Origin of the sequence: Klebsiella sp. KE9456, assembly GCF_043832615.1 — a bacterium.
In the GTDB taxonomy this organism is placed as follows: Bacteria; Pseudomonadota; Gammaproteobacteria; order Enterobacterales; family Enterobacteriaceae; genus Klebsiella; species Klebsiella indica.
Window position 1 is genome coordinate 16,292 of record NZ_JBDYQK010000003.1, and the last position, 18,339, is coordinate 34,630.

The 18,339-nt window shown below is 54.6% G+C and carries 13 protein-coding genes; 3 read left to right on the forward strand and 10 right to left on the reverse strand.

Features of this window, described 5'->3' with window-relative positions; translation table 11 throughout:
• The first annotated feature begins 289 nt into the window (after positions 1–289).
• Positions 290–1,639, forward strand: coding sequence for an NCS2 family permease (locus ABK821_RS03770; RefSeq protein ID WP_138358354.1), 1,350 nt, complete (start codon positions 290–292; stop codon positions 1,637–1,639).
• A gap of 148 nt (positions 1,640–1,787) precedes the next feature.
• Positions 1,788–3,434, forward strand: a complete 1,647-nt coding sequence (locus ABK821_RS03775) for a Na+/H+ antiporter (protein WP_138358356.1) — start codon at positions 1,788–1,790, stop codon at positions 3,432–3,434.
• A gap of 70 nt (positions 3,435–3,504) precedes the next feature.
• Here ABK821_RS03775 and actP read toward each other — a convergent pair whose 3' ends face one another.
• From actP to acs, 3 genes are all read right to left on the reverse strand, one after another.
• Positions 3,505–5,154, reverse strand: coding sequence for a cation/acetate symporter ActP (gene actP, locus ABK821_RS03780; RefSeq protein WP_142502953.1), 1,650 nt, complete (start codon positions 5,152–5,154; stop codon positions 3,505–3,507).
• Complete coding sequence (locus tag ABK821_RS03785; protein ID WP_142502974.1) at positions 5,151–5,465, reverse strand: DUF485 domain-containing protein; 315 nt, start codon at positions 5,463–5,465, stop codon at positions 5,151–5,153. The genes actP and ABK821_RS03785 overlap by 4 nt, the downstream gene beginning before the upstream one ends.
• Positions 5,466–5,643: 178 nt before the next feature.
• Positions 5,644–7,602, reverse strand: coding sequence for an acetate--CoA ligase (gene acs / locus ABK821_RS03790; RefSeq protein WP_395033816.1), 1,959 nt, complete (start codon positions 7,600–7,602; stop codon positions 5,644–5,646).
• A 411-nt stretch (positions 7,603–8,013) separates the two neighbouring features.
• Between acs and gltP the strand changes: the two genes are divergently transcribed.
• Positions 8,014–9,327, forward strand: a complete 1,314-nt coding sequence (gene gltP, locus ABK821_RS03795) for a glutamate/aspartate:proton symporter GltP (protein ID WP_138358362.1) — start codon at positions 8,014–8,016, stop codon at positions 9,325–9,327.
• A gap of 209 nt (positions 9,328–9,536) precedes the next feature.
• Here the strand turns inward: gltP and fdhF are convergent, their stop codons facing one another.
• From fdhF to alsR, 7 genes are all read right to left on the reverse strand, one after another.
• Positions 9,537–11,684 (reverse strand): formate dehydrogenase subunit alpha, encoded by a 2,148-nt coding sequence (gene fdhF, locus ABK821_RS03800; RefSeq protein ID WP_138358364.1) that lies wholly within the window; start codon positions 11,682–11,684, stop codon positions 9,537–9,539.
• 225 nt (positions 11,685–11,909) lie between these two features.
• Positions 11,910–12,821 (reverse strand): allose kinase, encoded by a 912-nt coding sequence (gene alsK, locus ABK821_RS03805; protein WP_138358366.1) that lies wholly within the window; start codon positions 12,819–12,821, stop codon positions 11,910–11,912.
• Complete coding sequence (alsE, locus tag ABK821_RS03810) at positions 12,805–13,500, reverse strand: D-allulose 6-phosphate 3-epimerase (protein ID WP_138358368.1); 696 nt, start codon at positions 13,498–13,500, stop codon at positions 12,805–12,807. The genes alsK and alsE overlap by 17 nt, the downstream gene beginning before the upstream one ends.
• A gap of 10 nt (positions 13,501–13,510) precedes the next feature.
• Complete coding sequence (gene alsC, locus ABK821_RS03815) at positions 13,511–14,491, reverse strand: D-allose ABC transporter permease (protein ID WP_138358370.1); 981 nt, start codon at positions 14,489–14,491, stop codon at positions 13,511–13,513.
• Entirely contained in the window at positions 14,470–16,002 is a 1,533-nt protein-coding gene (gene alsA, locus ABK821_RS03820) for a D-allose ABC transporter ATP-binding protein AlsA (protein WP_138358372.1), read from the reverse strand. Before alsA ends, alsC begins: the two co-directional genes overlap by 22 nt.
• Positions 16,003–16,067: 65 nt before the next feature.
• Positions 16,068–17,003: a D-allose transporter substrate-binding protein gene (gene alsB, locus ABK821_RS03825; protein ID WP_138358374.1), complete on the reverse strand. Its 936-nt coding sequence runs from the start codon at positions 17,001–17,003 to the stop codon at positions 16,068–16,070.
• Between the two features lie 176 nt (positions 17,004–17,179).
• On the reverse strand, positions 17,180–18,067 hold the full coding sequence (gene alsR / locus ABK821_RS03830; RefSeq protein WP_138358376.1) for a D-allose utilization transcriptional regulator AlsR: 888 nt from the start codon (positions 18,065–18,067) through the stop codon (positions 17,180–17,182).
• Positions 18,068–18,339 lie beyond the last annotated feature (272 nt).

The window sequence follows — 18,339 nt, forward strand, 5'->3', positions numbered from 1 at the left end:
ATTTCCTGAACGTCATAAGTGAAATTTAGCGAAATTCGACAAACTTCGGTTGAAAAGGCGTATCTAAAGGCCGGATAATCGTTTGCCTTTTTATTTTGCTCATCATTTTCCCTGATGACAGGGGGAGAGCAAGGTCATTCTTCATCGTATTGTATGCGCGGAGTTAAACGTTTGCTTTTCGCCGCCTCTGGCGCTGCGAGGTTAAGCACAAGGAGATCGCGTTTAACTGGCAGTGGACGGTTCGCCACGCATCCAGACGAACGATAAAAATTCTCAGGGGACGTTTTCTATGTCTACGCCTTCAGCGCGTACCGGCGGTTCATTAGACGCCTGGTTTAAAATTTCTGCTCGCGGCAGCTCCGTGCGTCAGGAGATCCTTGCCGGTCTTACCACCTTTCTGGCGATGGTGTACTCAGTCATTGTGGTGCCGGGGATGCTTGGCAAAGCGGGTTTTCCACCCGCTGCCGTCTTTGTCTCCACCTGTCTGGTGGCGGGGGTTGGCTCGCTGGTGATGGGATTGTGGGCGAATCTGCCGATGGCGATTGGCTGCGCCATCTCGCTCACCGCCTTTACCGCGTTTAGTCTGGTTCTTGGTCAGCAGATCAGTATTCCGGTGGCGCTGGGGGCGGTCTTCCTGATGGGGGTACTGTTTACCGTGATTTCCGCTACCGGCATTCGTAGCTGGATCCTGCGCAACTTGCCGCAGGGCGTTGCGCACGGCACCGGGATTGGTATCGGTCTGTTCCTGCTGCTGATCGCCGCCAACGGCGTGGGTCTGGTTATCAAAAATCCGCTGGATGGTCTGCCGGTGGCGCTGGGTAATTTTGACAGTTTCCCGGTAATTATGTCGCTGATCGGACTGGCGGTGATTATCGGGCTCGAAAAACTGAAAGTGCCGGGCGGCATCCTGTTGACGATTATCGGCGTGTCGATTATCGGCCTGATCTTCGATCCTCATGTTCATTTCTCCGGTATTTTCGCCATGCCGTCGCTGAGCGACGACAAAGGCAACTCGCTGATCGGCAGCCTGGATATCATGGGCGCGCTGCACCCGGTCGTGCTGCCAAGCGTGCTGGCGCTGGTGATGACCGCGGTGTTTGACGCCACAGGGACCATTCGTGCGGTAGCCGGTCAGGCGAACCTGCTGGATAAAGACGGACAGATTATCAACGGCGGCAAAGCGCTGACCACTGACTCCCTGAGCAGCGTCTTCTCCGGCCTGGTGGGCGCGGCTCCGGCGGCGGTGTATATTGAATCCGCGGCTGGTACGGCGGCTGGCGGGAAAACCGGTCTGACTGCGGTGACCGTCGGCGTGCTGTTCCTGCTGATCCTGTTCCTCTCTCCGCTCTCTTATCTGGTCCCGGCGTATGCGACCGCTCCGGCGCTGATGTACGTCGGCCTGCTGATGCTGAGCAACGTGGCGAAAATCGATTTTAACGATTTTGTGGACGCGATGGCGGGGCTGATTACGGCGGTCTTTATCGTACTGACGTGTAATATTGTGACCGGCATCATGATTGGCTTCGCGGCGCTGGTCATTGGTCGTCTGGTGTCCGGCGAGTGGCGTAAGCTGAATCTGGGTACGGTGATTATCGCTGCGGCGTTGGTTATCTTCTATGCCGGTGGCTGGGCGATTTAACTTTTTGTTTAACGATGGGCGGCGTTAGTGCTGCCCGTTTAATTTTTAAACCACATCCTGTTTCCTTTTGCGTTAATCTGAGTAGCGTATTATTTCGGGACATGACGTCTCAGATGTAAAAAAAGAAAACGCCGCAAACAGGGAACACATGGAAATATTCTTTACCATACTCATCATGACCCTCGTGGTCTCTCTCTCCGGGGTGGTTACACGCGTACTGCCCTTTCAGGTTCCACTACCTTTAATCCAGATCGGCATCGGTGCGCTGTTGGCCTGGCCAACCTTCGGGCTGCATGTCGAGTTCGATCCTGAGCTCTTTCTGGTGCTGTTCATTCCGCCGTTGCTGTTTGCCGATGGCTGGAAGACCCCAACCCGCGAGTTCATTGAGCACGGGCGAGAAATTTTTGGCCTGGCGTTGGCGCTGGTACTGGTGACGGTGGTCGGTATTGGTTACCTCATCTACTGGATCGTGCCGGGTATCCCGCTGATTCCGGCGTTCGCTCTGGCGGCGGTACTGTCGCCGACGGATGCCGTGGCGCTGTCCGGGATTGTTGGCGAAGGGCGTATTCCGAAAAAAATCATGGGGATTTTGCAGGGCGAAGCGCTGATGAACGACGCTTCCGGCCTGGTCTCCCTGAAGTTTGCCGTTGCGGTGGCGATGGGCACGATGGTTTTTACCGTCGGCGGTGCGACGATGGAGTTCCTCAAAGTGGCGGTCGGCGGTATTCTCGCGGGTTTCATCGTCAGCTGGCTCTACGGGCGCTCGATGCGCTTCCTCAGTCGCTGGGGCGGGGATGAACCGGCAACGCAGATTGTGCTGCTGTTCCTGCTGCCGTTTGCTTCTTACCTGATCGCTGAACATATCGGTTTTTCCGGGATCCTGGCGGCGGTGGCCGCGGGGATGACCATCACCCGTTCCGGCGTGATGCGCAGCGCCCCGCTGGCGATGCGCCTGCGCGCCAACAGCACCTGGGCGATGCTGGAGTTTGTGTTTAACGGCATGGTTTTCCTGCTGTTGGGCCTGCAGTTGCCGGATATTTTGTCCAGTTCGCTGGTGGCCGCAGAAGCGGATCCGAACGTCGAAACCTGGATGCTGTTTACCGATATCATCCTGATTTACGCCGCCCTGATGCTGGTGCGTTTTGGCTGGCTGTGGACGATGCGTAAACTGAGTCAGCGTTTTCTGAAAAAGAAACCGATGGAGTTTGGCTCCTGGACCGACCGCGAGCTGCTGATCTCTTCCGTCGCCGGAGTGCGCGGGGCGATTACGCTCGCCGGTGTGCTGTCGATTCCGCTTCTTCTGCCGGACGGCAACGTCTTCCCGGCGCGCTATGAACTGGTGTTTCTTGCCGCCGGAGTGATTCTGTTCTCTCTGTTTGTTGGGGTGATCGCGCTCCCGATTCTGCTGCGTCATATCGAATCGAGCGACCACGTACAGCAGCGCAAAGAGGAGCGTCTGGCGCGAGCGGCGACGGCGGATGTGGCGATTGTCGCGATTCAGAAAATGGAAGAACGGCTGGCTGCTGATACCAAAGAGAATATTGATAATCAGCTGCTGACCGAGGTCAGTTCGCGGGTGATTGGTAATTTGCGCCGCCGCGTCGACGGACGTAATGATGTTGAAACCTCCATGCTGGAAGAGAGCCTTGAGCGCCGGTTCCGTCTGGCGGCGCTGCGTTCAGAGCGCGGGGAACTGTATCATCTGCGTGCGACCCGGCAGATCAGCAACGAGACGCTGCAGAAGCTGCTGCATGACCTCGACCTGCTGGAAGCGCTGCTTATTGAAGATCAGTAACGCATAATCGCCGCGCCGCTGACGATATGCTGATGAACCCCGGCCTGCGGGCCGGGGAAAGAGAGCGCATTTAATGTGCCTGACCGCGTTCGATGCCGATACCGGTCTGCGAACGGATAAACTGGGCGCGGAACAGCGCGCGCTCCCGCACGCCTTCTTCTGAGGCGTCGGTGGCTGAGAAAAACCAGATACCGATAAAGGCGATGGCGATGGAGAACAGCGCCGGATATTCATACGGGAATATCGCCTTCTCGTGACCAAGAATCTGTACCCAAATGGTCGGGCCGAGGATCATCAGAATCACCGCGGTCAACAGACCTAACCAGCCGCCAACCATCGCCCCGCGGGTCGTCAGCTTCGACCAGTACATCGACAGCATAATGATGGGGAAATTACAGCTGGCGGCAATGGAGAACGCCAGACCGACCATAAACGCGATGTTCTGTTTCTCGAACAGAATCCCCAGCAGGATCGCCACCACGCCGAGGATCAGCACGGTAATCTTCGAGACCTTCAGTTCCTGACGTTCCGTTGCGCCTTTGCGGAATACGTTAGCGTACAGGTCATGGGAAACCGCCGACGCCCCCGCCAGGGTTAAACCGGCAACCACCGCCAGAATGGTGGCGAAGGCGACCGCCGAGATAAAGCCGAGGAACAGGTTCCCGCCAACCGCATCCGCCAGATGCACCGCGGCCATATTACTGCCGCCGATAAGCTGCCCGGCGGCGTCTTTAAACGCCGGATTCGCACCTACCAGCATGATTGCGCCGAAGCCGATAATAAAGGTCAGAATGTAGAAATACCCCATAAATCCGGTGGCGTAGAATACGCTTTTACGCGCCTCACGCGCATCGCTTACGGTGAAGAAGCGCATCAGAATATGCGGCAGGCCCGCAGTGCCAAACATCAGGCCAAGTCCGAGCGACAGCGCCGATATCGGGTCTTTTACCAGTCCGCCGGGGCTCATAATCGCCGATCCTTTAGGATGGACGGCCATCGCTTCAGTAAACAGATTATTGAAGCTGAAGCCGACGTGTTTCATTACCATAAAGGCCATAAAGCTGGCGCCGAACAGTAGCAGAACGGCTTTGATGATCTGTACCCAGGTCGTCGCGAGCATGCCGCCGAACAGCACATACAGCACCATCAGCACGCCAACCAGCACCACCGCAACATGGTAGTTGAGGCCGAAAAGCAGTTGAATCAGTTTACCCGCGCCGACCATCTGGGCGATCAAATACAACGCGACCACCACCAGTGAACCGCAGGCGGAAAGGGTGCGAATCGGCCCCTGTTTGAGACGATAAGAGGCGACGTCAGCAAAGGTGTAGCGCCCGAGGTTACGCAGGCGTTCGGCGATCAGGAACAGAATAATCGGCCAGCCGACAAGGAAACCGAGGGAGTAGATCAGCCCGTCATAGCCAGAGGTGTAAACCAGTGCGGAAATACCGAGGAATGACGCCGCCGACATAAAGTCGCCGGCAATGGCCAGCCCGTTCTGGAGGCCGGTAATATTGCCGCCAGCGGTGTAGTAGTCGCTACGCGAACGCACGCGTTTTGACGCCCAGTAAGTGATATACAACGTCAGGGCGACGAAAATCAGGAACATGATAATCGCCTGCCAGTTGGTCGGCTGACGCTGTACCGCGCCGGTGATGGCATCCGCTGCCTGAGCGGTAAAAGGGAGTGTGGCGGCAAGCGCCGTCAAAACTTTCTTCATGATGCTTTCACCTCGCTGAGAATGCTCTTCGTCAGTTGGTCAAATTCACCGTTTGCCCGCCAGACGTAAATTCCGGTGAGTACGAAAGAGATAACGATCACGCCGATGCCAATCGGAATACCGCGGGTGACGCTGGTTCCCGCATGCAGCGGCGTGCCCAGCCAGCCGGGTGCGAAAGCAATAAGCAGAATAAAGCCGACATAAATCACTAACATAATCAGTGACAGAATGGTGGCAAATCTTTGTCGGGTGGCGACAAGCTCCCTGAAATGCGCACTATTCTCTATTCGCTGACACATTTGATCGTTCATCATCGCGTCTCCAGAGGTTCCCTTTTGTCATCCACGCGCCAGAAATCGGCAACACGCATCCACCCGACAGTGACATGTCGGGGAGCCGCCTGTTTACCGCTTTCCTGCTACCTGAAATCCTTAGGGGTGTTATTTATATTCTCTCCCCGAAGGGAGAGGTTGTAGGGGATCGGTTGGTTTATGATGGCATCGCGATGGCCTGCTTCTCTTCGAGCAGTTTATCCACCACCCCAGGATCGGCCAGCGTTGAGGTATCGCCGAAGTTACTGGTATCGCCTGCGGCAATTTTGCGCAAAATGCGGCGCATAATTTTGCCGGAGCGGGTTTTCGGTAAGGAGTCGGTCCAGTGCAGCACATCCGGCGTCGCCAGCGGGCCGATCTCTTTACGCACCCAGTTACGTACTTCGGCGTACAGCTCCGGGGTCGGTTCTTCACCGTGGTTTAGCGTCACGTAAGCGTAGATGGCCTGGCCTTTAATGTTATGCGGAATGCCCACCACCGCCGCTTCGGCGATTTTGGGATGCGACACCAGTGCGGATTCGATTTCAGCAGTGCCCAGACGGTGGCCGGAAACGTTGAGTACGTCATCCACGCGGCCGGTAATCCAGTAGTAGCCGTCTTCGTCACGGCGCGCGCCGTCGCCGCTGAAGTACATATTTTTAAAGGTGGAAAAGTAGGTCTGCTCGAAGCGCGCATGGTCGCCAAACAGGGTGCGCGCCTGACCCGGCCAGGAGTCGGCGATCGCCAGGTTGCCCTCGGTCGCGCCTTCCAGCGGTATCCCTTCGTTATCTACCAGTACAGGCTGGACGCCGAAGAAGGGGCGCGTGGCGGAACCCGCTTTGAGCTCAATGGCGCCCGGCAGGGGGGTGATCATAAAGCCACCGGTTTCGGTCTGCCACCAGGTATCCATTACCGGGCACCTCTCGTTGCCAATCTTCTTCCAGTACCACTCCCAGGCCTCCGGGTTAATGGGTTCGCCCACGGAACCGAGAATGCGCAGCGAAGAGCGGTCAGTACCCTCGATAGCCTTATCGCCTTCGGCCATTAATGCGCGAATTGCTGTTGGCGCGGTATAGAGGATGTTGACCTGATGTTTATCCACTACCTGACACATGCGCGCCGGGGTCGGCCAGTTCGGTACGCCTTCGAACATCAGCGTCGTTGCGCCGCAGGCCAGCGGGCCGTAAAGCAAGTAGCTATGGCCGGTGACCCAGCCGACATCGGCGGTACACCAGTAGATATCGCCAGGATGGTAATCGAAAACGTATTTAAAGGTTGTCGCCGCATAGACCAGGTAGCCGCCGGTGGTGTGCAGTACACCTTTAGGTTTACCGGTCGAGCCGGAGGTATACAGAATAAACAGCGGATCTTCGGCGTTCATCGCTTCCGGCTGATGTTCGGCGCTGGCTTTCTCGATCAGATCGGCCCACCACAGATCGCGACCTTCCTGCCAGTCGATTTTTCCGCCGGTCCGTTTGAGCACAACCACATGCTCAATGCTTTTCACGTTGGGATTTTTCAATGCATCGTCGACATTCTTTTTCAGCGGAATGGCACGACCGGCGCGAAGTCCTTCATCAGACGTAATGACCAGACGGGAATTGGAATCGATGATGCGACCGGCGACCGCTTCCGGCGAGAAACCGCCGAAAATCACCGAGTGGATAGCGCCAATGCGGGCGCAGGCCAGCATAGCCACCGCCGCTTCGGGCACCATCGGCATATAGATCGCCACGACATCGCCTTTTTTGATCCCGAGATCGAGCAGGACGTTGGCAAAGCGGCAGACATCACGGTGTAGCTCGCGATAAGTGATGTTTTTGCTTTCGCGGGCATCGTCACCTTCCCAGATGATGGCGGTCCGGTCGCCGGATTCCGCCAGATGGCGATCGAGACAGTTAGCGGCCAGGTTCAGGGTACCGTCTTCATACCATTTGATGGAAATATTGCCCGGGGCGAACGAGGTGTTTTTAACACGAGTGTAGGGGGTGATCCAGTCAAGGATTTTACCCTGTTCACCCCAGAAGACATCAGGGTCGGTGACGGACAACTGGTACTGCGTCTGATACTGTTCCGGGTTAATCAGGCAGCGTTCTGCAATATTAGTGGGAATAGAGTGTTTATGTATTTGGCTCATGGCTTTTTTTCTCCTCTGAATTGTTAAATATATGTCAAGTAAACGTTAAGATCAGGGGCTTTGACGGCTTTGTTTGCTATTTGGGGGGCAGATCACGCATTGATTAAACTGAATGAAAAGCAATCAAATGAAACATTGACATGAAATAATTTCTTGAGGGAATTTATAGAAATTGAGTTGAGTAAATATTTTTTATAACAAATAGTTATGCATACTAATCCGGCAATATAAGCGGATTTATGCAGAAAACCAGTGTAATCCCCGGTTCTTAAAGACTTGCGCAGCATACCGTGCAAATGATACTGATATTGCGCGTTAAATAACCCTATAAAACAACGCAACACAATTCATACCCTTTTCAGTGGGTACCGTTATCTTCTGGAATGGTGCCTTTCATTGAGGAAGTCTGTAGTGAAGAAAAAAACGAAAGTCAGCCTGGCCTGGCAAATTTTGCTGGCTCTGGTGCTGGGCATACTGCTGGGAAGTTACCTGCATTATCACGCCGACAGTCGTGAGTGGTTAACCTCGAACCTGCTGACCCCGGCGGGTGATATCTTTATCCATCTGATTAAAATGATCGTCGTACCGATTGTGATTTCGACCCTGGTGGTCGGCATTGCTGGCGTGGGCGATGCAAAGCAACTGGGTCGTATCGGCGCGAAAACCATTATCTATTTTGAAGTGATCACCACGGTGGCGATTGTGCTGGGGATCACCCTCGCGAACGTTTTCCAGCCCGGTGCCGGGATTGATATGTCGCAGCTGGCGGCAGTGGATATTTCAAAATATCAAAACACCACCGCGGAAGTGCAGAGCCACGCGCATGGTCTGATGGGCACGATCCTCTCACTGGTGCCGACGAATATCGTCGCCTCCATGGCGAAAGGCGACATGCTGCCGATCATCTTCTTCTCGGTGCTGTTTGGCCTCGGCCTTTCCTCGCTGCCCGCTACCCATCGTGAACCGCTGGTCACCGTGTTCCGCTCAATCTCTGAAACCATGTTCAAAGTGACGCATATGGTGATGCGCTATGCGCCGGTCGGTGTGTTCGCGTTGATCTCGGTGACCGTGGCGACTTTCGGTTTCGCCTCCCTGTGGCCGCTGGCAAAGCTGGTGATTCTGGTTTATTTCGCGATCCTGTTCTTCGCGCTGGTGGTGCTCGGTATGGTGGCGCGGGTATGCGGACTGAGCATCTGGATCCTGATCCGTATTCTGAAGGATGAGCTGATTCTGGCGTACTCTACCGCCAGCTCTGAAAGCGTGCTGCCGCGTATTATCGAGAAGATGGAAGCCTATGGCGCACCGGCGTCGATCACCAGCTTTGTGGTGCCGACCGGCTACTCGTTTAATCTTGATGGTTCGACGCTGTATCAGAGCATCGCGGCGATCTTTATCGCCCAGTTGTACGGTATCGACCTGTCTATCTGGCATGAGATTACCCTTGTGCTGACGCTGATGGTGACCTCGAAAGGGATTGCGGGCGTTCCGGGGGTTTCCTTTGTGGTGCTGCTGGCGACGCTGGGCAGCGTGGGGATACCGCTGGAAGGTCTGGCCTTTATTGCCGGTGTGGACCGTATCCTTGATATGGCGCGTACTGCGCTGAACGTGGTGGGTAATGCGCTGGCGGTGCTGGTGATCGCTAAGTGGGAACACAAATTTGACCGCAAAAAAGCGCTGGCGTATGAGCGTGAAGTGCTGGGTAAATTTGAGAAGACCGCCCAATAGCCCCCTGGCCCGGTTAATGCGCCGGGCGTTATGTGAGGCCCGTTAAGCGAATGACCGGGATTTTTATGCAGCGACGCTTGCTGGCGTGAATGTCTCGTGTCAACAAATTCAGGCGGAATTTTACGCAAGCGGCGCCAGCCCTTTGCCCGGACGACGAGAAATTTGCCGTCCGGGCAGGCGCGAAGCGCCGCCCCGTAAAGGTCAACTGATTAACCGATCGCGCTCTCGCGCAGGCGGGTTTTCAGCTTGTTGTACTCATCAATCACATACTGCTCGGCGGCACGCTGATCGGCAATCGGCGTAACGTTGACGGCGCAGTATTTGTACTCTGGCGTTTTGGTTATCGGGCTCAGGTTCTCGGTAACCAGTTCGTTACAGGCGCCAATCCACCACTGGTAGGTCATATAAACCGCCCCTTTATTCGGACGATCGCTGACCTGCGCACGGGTGATAATACGGCCTTTGCGTGAGTTAACCCACACCAGTGACTCATCCTCAATACCCAGACGCTCAGCGTCGGCGGTATTGATTTGCGCATAACCGGGTTCATCCGCCAGCGCGGACAGCGCCGCGCAGTTGCCGGTCATCGAACGACAGGAGTAGTGACCGACTTCGCGCACCGTCGATAGCACCATCGGATACTCGTCGGTGAGCTTGTCAATCGGGGCCACCCAGTCGCAGGTGAAGAACTGCGCCAGACCGTTCGGGGTATCGAACTTCTCTTTAAACAGATAAGAGGTTCCCTGATCGGCATCGGACTCATCGCGGCACGGCCACATGATGTAGCCCAGTTCGCCCATTTTCTCGTAGGTGGCGCCGTAGAAATCCGGGCACAGATGACGCAACTCATCCCAGATCTCCTGGGTGTTGTTGTAGTGCATCGGGTAGCCCATCCGGGTCGCGATCTCGCTGATAATCTGCCAGTCGGTTTTCAGGTCCCACTTCGGCTCAACGGCTTTAAAGAAGCGCTGGAAGCCGCGGTCCGCTGCGGTATAGACGCCTTCATGCTCGCCCCAGGAGGTGGACGGCAGAATGACATCGGCCGCGGAGGCGGTTTTGGTCATGAAAATATCCTGGACGATAACCAGATCCAACTGTTCAAACGCTTTACGCACGGCGGACAGCTCGGCGTCGGTCTGGAGCGGATCTTCTCCCATAATGTACGCCGCCCGTACTTCGCCGTGCTCCACGCGGTGCGGCAGTTCGCTGATGCGATAGCCAGTATGCGCCGGCAGGCTCTCGACTCCCCAGGCTTTGGCGAACTTCTCGCGATTTTCCGGGAACTTAACATACTGATAGCCCGGATAGGTATCCGGCAGCGCCCCCATATCACAGGCACCCTGAACGTTGTTCTGGCCGCGCACCGGGTTGACGCCGACGCTTGGCTTACCGAGGTTGCCGGTCAGAATGGCCAGACTGGTCAGGGAACGTACGGTCTCCACGCCCTGATAGAACTGGGTGACGCCCATGCCCCACAGTATTGCGGCGGATTTTGCGTTAGCGTACATGCGGGCGCAGGCGCGAATATCCTGGGCGCTGACGCCGGTAATCTCTTCCACCGACTCCGGCGTATAGCCTTCGACGATTTTGCGATACTCCTCGAAGCCTTCGGAACGGTTGGCGACGAAAGATTTATCGTAGAGATCCTCTTCAATAATGACATGCCCGATGGCGTTGAGCAGGGCGATGTTCGAGCCATTTTTCAACGCAATGTGCATATCCGCGATGCGCGCGGTTTCGATTTTACGCGGATCGCAAACGATGATTTTCGCCCCGTTGCGTTTGGCGTTAATCACATGATTCGCCACAATAGGGTGCGAATCTGCCGGGTTATACCCGAAGATAAATACGAGATCGGTGTTATCAATCTCGGTGATGGCATTACTCATGGCGCCGTTACCGACCGACTGGTGCAGACCTGCAACCGAAGGGCCGTGTCAGACGCGAGCGCAGCAGTCAACGTTATTGGTTCCAATAACGGCGCGCGCGAATTTTTGCATCACATAGTTTGTTTCATTACCCGTCCCGCGGGACGAACCGGTAGTCTGAATCGCGTCCGGACCATACTTCTCTTTAATGGCGCTGAGACGGGTGGCAACATAATCAAGCGCCTCGTCCCAGGAGACGGATTCCAGTTTGCCGCCACGCTGGCGACGGATCATGGGGGTTTTCAGGCGCGGGGTCAGGATCTGGGTGTCGTTAATAAAATCCCAGCCATAATAGCCTTTCAGACACAGGGTTCCCTGATTGGTTTTCCCCTGAGCCGCCTCTGCCCGAACGATTTTGCCGTTATCGACCACCAGATTGATTTTGCAACCTGATGCACAATACGGACACACCGTGACGACTTTTTTCATCGGTCTTGCTCCAGTTAATCAATTGGCGCATTTGCGCTATCACGAAATCACTATGCATCTTTTATGCCATGCTTTCATTGTGGGTATTGACTGATGATACGCTGTTTTTTTAGTCAAAATGCTGACGAAAAACAGGCAATCGTCAGTTTTGACGTGTCGAAGTGAGGGAGGTGACGCGGATGTGCAAAGCCCGGGTAAAGCGCTCAGGACGCTTCCCGGGGCGGTTTATGCCAGATAACGGCTGCGCGCCAGCGCTGCCGCGCCCCGGGCGCCGTTAAACGCCGAAGATGAGGCGGCGATAAAGCGGACGGCCTGATACGGTAGCGGGCGACGAACGTAGGTTTTGATCATCGCGATTAATGCATCACGCGGAAAAGCGGGCATATCCATGACGCCGCCGCCGAGGATCACCGCATCCGGGTCAAAAAGATTGATGCTGGTGGCGATCGCGCGGGCGGCGTGGTTTAACAGCGTCTGGACAAACGGCGCTTGCCCGGCGTGAACAAACAGTTCGCCCAATGCCCAGTCGCGTGTTTGTTGCTCGTACCAGCGCTTTAGCGCGATGCCGGAGCATACGGTTTCCAGACAGGCAGGGTTGCCGCAGGCGCAGGTGAGGGCGTCATCACCCAGCGGAATGTGCCCCAGTTCGCCCGCGACGCCGTGGGCGCCGATCCAGGGTCCGCCGTTCAGCCAGACGGCGAAGCCCATGCCGGTGCCGAGATAAGCCGCCAGCACCTCCTGTTCCTGCAGGTGATTCTCCTGCACGTCAAAAGACAACTGCAGATTCACATCGCGGGAAAACTCGACCGGGCAGCCCAGCGCCGCTTCCAGTCTGTCAGCCAGGTTGTACAGATCGTCAGCGGCCAGAGGCAGATTGGGCGTTGAAATAATCGTCCGTTTGTCCCTGGCTACCAGCGCCGGGAATCCCATCACCAGCCCACGGCATCTGGCATCATGGTGGGCCAGTTGCTGTTGCAGCAGGTTTTTAATGCCGTCAACCAGGCCGTCGGAGGTAATCACATCCGCCGTTCGACGCTTTTCACCGTGCAGCGTTACGCCCTGTGCTGTCTGCAGGCAAAAGCGGATATGCGTCGCGCCCATATCCACGCCAGCAACGACGTTACGCTGTTTTTGCATGAGGCAGTACCTCGTTTTTTGCCGCAAGGATTTGTTCTGCCATTATTTGCCATGCATCATCAATCTTGTCGGCATGGTTAAAGAGGCCGGAGGTGCCGACGATAAAGACGTCCGCGCCCGCCGCGATCAGTTTTTGGTAAGTGGCCTGGTTGCAGGAGCCGTCGATTTCAATTTCGTAGCCCAGCCCTTCGCGTTCGCGCCAGGCTTTCAGCTCAGCGATTTTATCCAGCATCTCCGGGATAAACGGTTGCCCTGCGAAGCCGGGATCGACGGTCATCACCGTGATTTTGTCGGCTTTATGAATGTAATATTTCATCGCCTCGACCGGGGTTTCCGGATTGAGGATGAGGCCAACTTTCATACCGTGACGACGAATGGCATCAATCAGTCGGAAGGCCTGGCCGTTAATGGTTTCCGGGTGCAAGGTGATAATATCCGCGCCCGCCTGCGCCAGCTGGCTAATGTAATCCTGTGGACGGGTGACCATCAGATGGCAGTCCAGCGGCTTACTGGCCAGCCGTTTCACCTGGCTGACGAAAAAAGGCGACAGGGTCAGATTTGGCACAAAATGGCCGTCCATAATGTCGATGTGAAAATAATCTGCGTGCTGGTCGATAAACTCGATCTGTTCTTTGAATTTCAGCAGATCCATACACATTAAAGAGGGTGCAATTTTCATTATAAATTCCTTACTTACTGATAAGACGGTCGAGGGCGACAGCCGCGATGATTAATCCGCCCATCACCACCAGTTGGTAGTAGGTTTGTACTTGCAGAATATTCAGCCCATTATTGATGGTGCCGATGATCAGGCCGCCGATAACCACGGAGAAGATGCGCCCCTTACCGCCGAAGAAGCTGGTCCCGCCGATGATGGCGCTGGCGATGGCGTAGGTTTCAAAGCCCATTCCCGCCAGGGGTTCAGCCGCGCCGAGTCGTGCAGTGGAGACTACCCCCGCCAGTCCGGCGCAAATACCAGAAATAATAAACACCAGCAGCATGTGAAATTTGACGTCGATACCGGAGTAAAAGGCTGAGTTTTTGTTACCGCCCAGCGCGTAGATATTGCGGCCCACGCGCAGACGCGTGGTGAGAAACCACAGGATCACCGCGACAATCAACGAGAAGATGACCGGGACGGGGATCCCTAACGGCGTGGCGGCGAAGAAGTTGACGAAATCAAATGAGAAGCCGTATACCGAGTTGGCATCAGAGATGACCAGCGTGATACCGCGGAAAATGGCGTTGGTGCCCAGGGTAATGATAAATGGATGCAAACCGGTCCAGTTGACCAGACAACCGTTGATTGCGCCAAGCAGGCCGCCCACCAGTACGCCGCCAATCAGCGCCGCGAGGAACGGATCAACGCCCGCCAGCATCAGTTTCGCGGTAACCATCCCGGAGAGCGCGAGGATCGCCCCGACCGACAGATCGATCCCGGCGACAAGGATCGCGAAGAATTCGCCCATGCCGATCAGCACGGTGACCGAGCTCTGAACGAAGATCTGCGTAATGTTGTTGGTCGTCAGGAAGTACTCCGACGACAGGGTACCGAAAATCGCGACGATAATGGCAAGGATAAAAAAGGTGCCGTATTTATCCCAGAACAGCGCGAAGTTAAACGGTTTTTTCTCGCCCATGTCGCTTTTCACTCTTGTGGTAGTGCCCATGCCATAATCTCCTCTTCGCTCATATCGTCGCGATTGCTCAGGATCTGTGTCAGTCGCCCTTCGCAGAACACGGCAATGCGGTCGCAGACGGCGATAATTTCAGGTAATTCAGACGACACCATCAGGATGACTTTTCCGTCATCGGCCAGCTGGCGCATCACTTTATAAATTTCGGCTTTTGCGCCAACGTCGATGCCGCGCGTCGGCTCATCAAAAATAATGACGTCCGGGTTGCAGCATAACCATTTGGAAATCAGCACTTTCTGCTGATTGCCGCCGGAAAGCTCGGTAATGTTCTGATCGACGGAATGGCACTTCAGCGCCAGCAGCTTACGTTGTGCTTCCGCCGTTTTGCGCTCGTCCCCTTCGTTGAACAGCCCCATCGCCCCTTTGTAACCGCCGCGCTTCAGACTCTGGCTGACCGCCATGTTCTGGGCGATCGAGAAGTTAGCGAAAAAGCCGTTTTCCCGGCGGTTTTCGGTGATATAGGCCATACCTTTTTTTAAGGCGTCCAGCGGTGAACGGGGGGAGATCGCTTTACCGTTGAGATGGATTTCGCCGTGCGCGCGCTTATCGACGCCGAACAGGCAGTTCATCAGTTCGGTACGTCCGGAGCCGACCAGCCCGGCAAAGCCAAGAATTTCGCCGCGATTAACGCTGAAGGAGATGTCGCGCACCTTTTTCTTGTCGTGACTGGTGACATTTTTCACCTCGAACACCGTCTCGCGGGCAATATTGCCGGTGCTCTCTTTCATGGCATTGAAGCGGTTTTGCAGCTCGCGGCCCACCATCAGGCGCACGATGTCGTCGTTATTGACTTCGCTGACCATCCCGCTGCAGACGCTGCTACCGTCTTTCATCACCGTGTAGCGATCGCAGATGCGGCGAATTTCCGCCAGCTTATGCGAGATATACACGATGGCGGTGCCCTCTTTGCGCAGTTGGTTCATGATCAGGAACAGATAATCCACTTCTTTATTGGTCAGCGAGGAAGTGGGTTCATCCATAATCAGCACTTTGGCGTCGAGCATCAGCGTCTTGGCGATTTCCAGCATCTGTTTGTGGCTGATGGAGAGGTTTGCCACCTTTTCGTCTAAAGCAACCTTTAGCCCGACGCGCAGCAGCATCATTGCCGCCCGTATGCGCATTTCTTTCCAGTCGATAATATTGATGCCGCAGACTTTTTTCGTCAGATGACGACCAATATATAAATTCTCCAGCACCGTTAATTCATCAATCACGCTGAGTTCCTGATAAATAATACCGATGCCGAGTTCAGCCGCTAATTTATGATCGAGCTTGTCATAGTTGACATTATTAATTGTGATGGTGCCTTTGGTCGGCTCATGTATTCCCGACAGCACTTTCATTAACGTTGATTTACCGGCACCATTTTCCCCTAATAACGCATGTATTTCATAAGGGTAAACTGTTAAATCAACTGATTTTAATGCGTGAACCGGACCAAAGGATTTGCCGATCCCCGCCATTGAAATATATGGCGTGAGCATAGTGATTCCTTATATTTTCACCCTCTCCCGGAACGGGAGAGGGGCGGGGTGACGCAACCTTTGAATTATTTCGTCACCAGAATAGAGTCCACCATTTTAAATTTCGGGGTTTTATCCAACGGAATAACCTTGCCGCTTTTTTCTGCATCGACCAGCATCTTGAGGCCGGTCGCGCCAATATCCGCCGGGTTCTGCGCGACAGTGGCGGTCATCTGCCCGTTTTCTACCATCTTGCGGGCTTCCGGAATGCCATCGGTGCCAACGACCAGCACTTTGCCGGTTTTACCGGCATTCGCGACGGCCTGAGCGACCCCCATCGCCATGGTGTCGTTAGCGCAGTAAATCGCTTTGATATTCGGATTACGCTGTAACACGTTGGTGGCGACGTCCAGCGCCTTGATACGGTCCCAGTCGGCAGGCTGGCTGGCCACCAGCTTGATCTGGCTCGCCTTCTTAAACGCCTCAGTCGCGCCGTTACGACGAGCTTCACCGGAGGCGTTACCGGCTTTGCCTTCGATAATGGCGACTTCTCCACCCTCCGCGCCCAGCTTATTGATGATAAATTCCGCGCCTTTTGCGCCGACCGCCACGTTATCGGTAGTGACAAACCCTTCCACATTGCCGCCGGCTTTCTTCAGGTTGTCCATATCGATTTTTTCATCGAGGTTGACCAGATAGATGCCCTTTTTCCAGGCTTTAGCCACCGGCATCACCAGGTTAACGGAGGAGAGCGGCGCAAAAGCGATACCTTTGTAATTTTTGTTGCTGAGATCTTCAAATAACTGCAGTTGCGACTGGAAATCGCCTTCCGAGGGCGAGGCAAAAATATCGACGCTAACGCCTAATGTTTTGGCTTCGTCTTCAATACCCTTTTTCATATCGACCCAAAATGGGTTGGATAATGTCTTCAATACCACGGCGTAATCGGCAGCGGCCATTGCGCTGGTGGATAACATTATGCCCATAGCCGCGCCGCTGAAAAGTTTCAGATATTTATTCATAGCAGTATTCTCAGTGTAGGGGACGCTCCTGTGGCAGGAGCTAATTATTAATACTCTAACTCATTCAAATCACGGTAAAGAGGGTAAGCGAGTTAATCCCCGGCGCCATAGAAAATCATGTGACCGGGGAGAACGTGCGTTGCCAACTCATCTGTGACCTGAAACATGACGAGTATTTACTTCAGCGCGCCTGGTGAAAAGAAATCAACAATCGCGCCCGTTTTCTGCATATTTATATTCGCTTGTTCAATGTCGAGCTGTGCGACGGAAACAAAGAACGCATCTAATAATGTCAGTTGTAATATACGTGCCGAGGCATTCCGGCCTAATAACGGCGTCTCTGGTGCTGGCGAGCAAATAATAAAGTCAGCTAATTTTGCAATCGGCGAATGATAGCTATGGGTGATACAAATAATTTTTGCACCATTTTTTTTCGCGAGTTCCACCGCCGATTTAATATCGCTGGTGCGCCCTGAGTGCGAGACCACCAGTACCACATCCCCCTCCTTCAGCAGCGATGCGGACATCATCATGATATGGGCGTCCGGGTAAGCCTGACAGCGCACGCCGATGCGTAAAAATTTATGCTGCACATCGGCGCAAATGGCGTTGGACCCTCCGGCGCCGTACAGGTCCCGCTGCCTGGCGCGGGCAAAGAATCGCGCCGCACGATGAATCTCGTCGACATTGACGATTGACTGGCCTTCCATAATGGTGCGCAGGGTGATGTTAAACACCTTATTCACGACATCCTGCGGCGCTTCATCAAAGGAGAGCTCAGCCGGGAGCACCTGCTCGGATTGCGAAAAGTAGGCTTCCAGCGCGCTGCGCAGGTTGCGAAAACCGCTAAAGCCAAGGAGTTTCGACACCTTAACGATCATGGCTTCGGATACTGACAGCGCCTCCGCGACATCTTTGATTGCCGGCGCATCGCTGAGATTGCCGGGGGTGAGCAACCATTCAACGATACGACGTTCGTTTTCGGTCATCCCTTCCTGCTTCATGCGAAGCCAGGGGGCAAGGCCGATACCGTTGGGGAGCGCACTGGATTCTGACTGACTCATCGCTTTCTCTTCGTCCATAAAATGAAGACAACACTATATCACCACAGGTGAAACTGAAAAGATACAATCAACTTCACAAAAATTATATTTTTATAAAGTACTATATTTCGTGAAGTTTGGTGGTGTCGACATGCGTTGTTATTTTAGTAAATTATTTTTATATCAAATTATTATGTGTTATTTGCGGGATGTCTTATGCGCGAGGCAGTATCGCTTTAAATGCTTTCAGCGCTTGATTTGTGAAATTTTGCCGTGTAGAAAGGCCCTTTAAG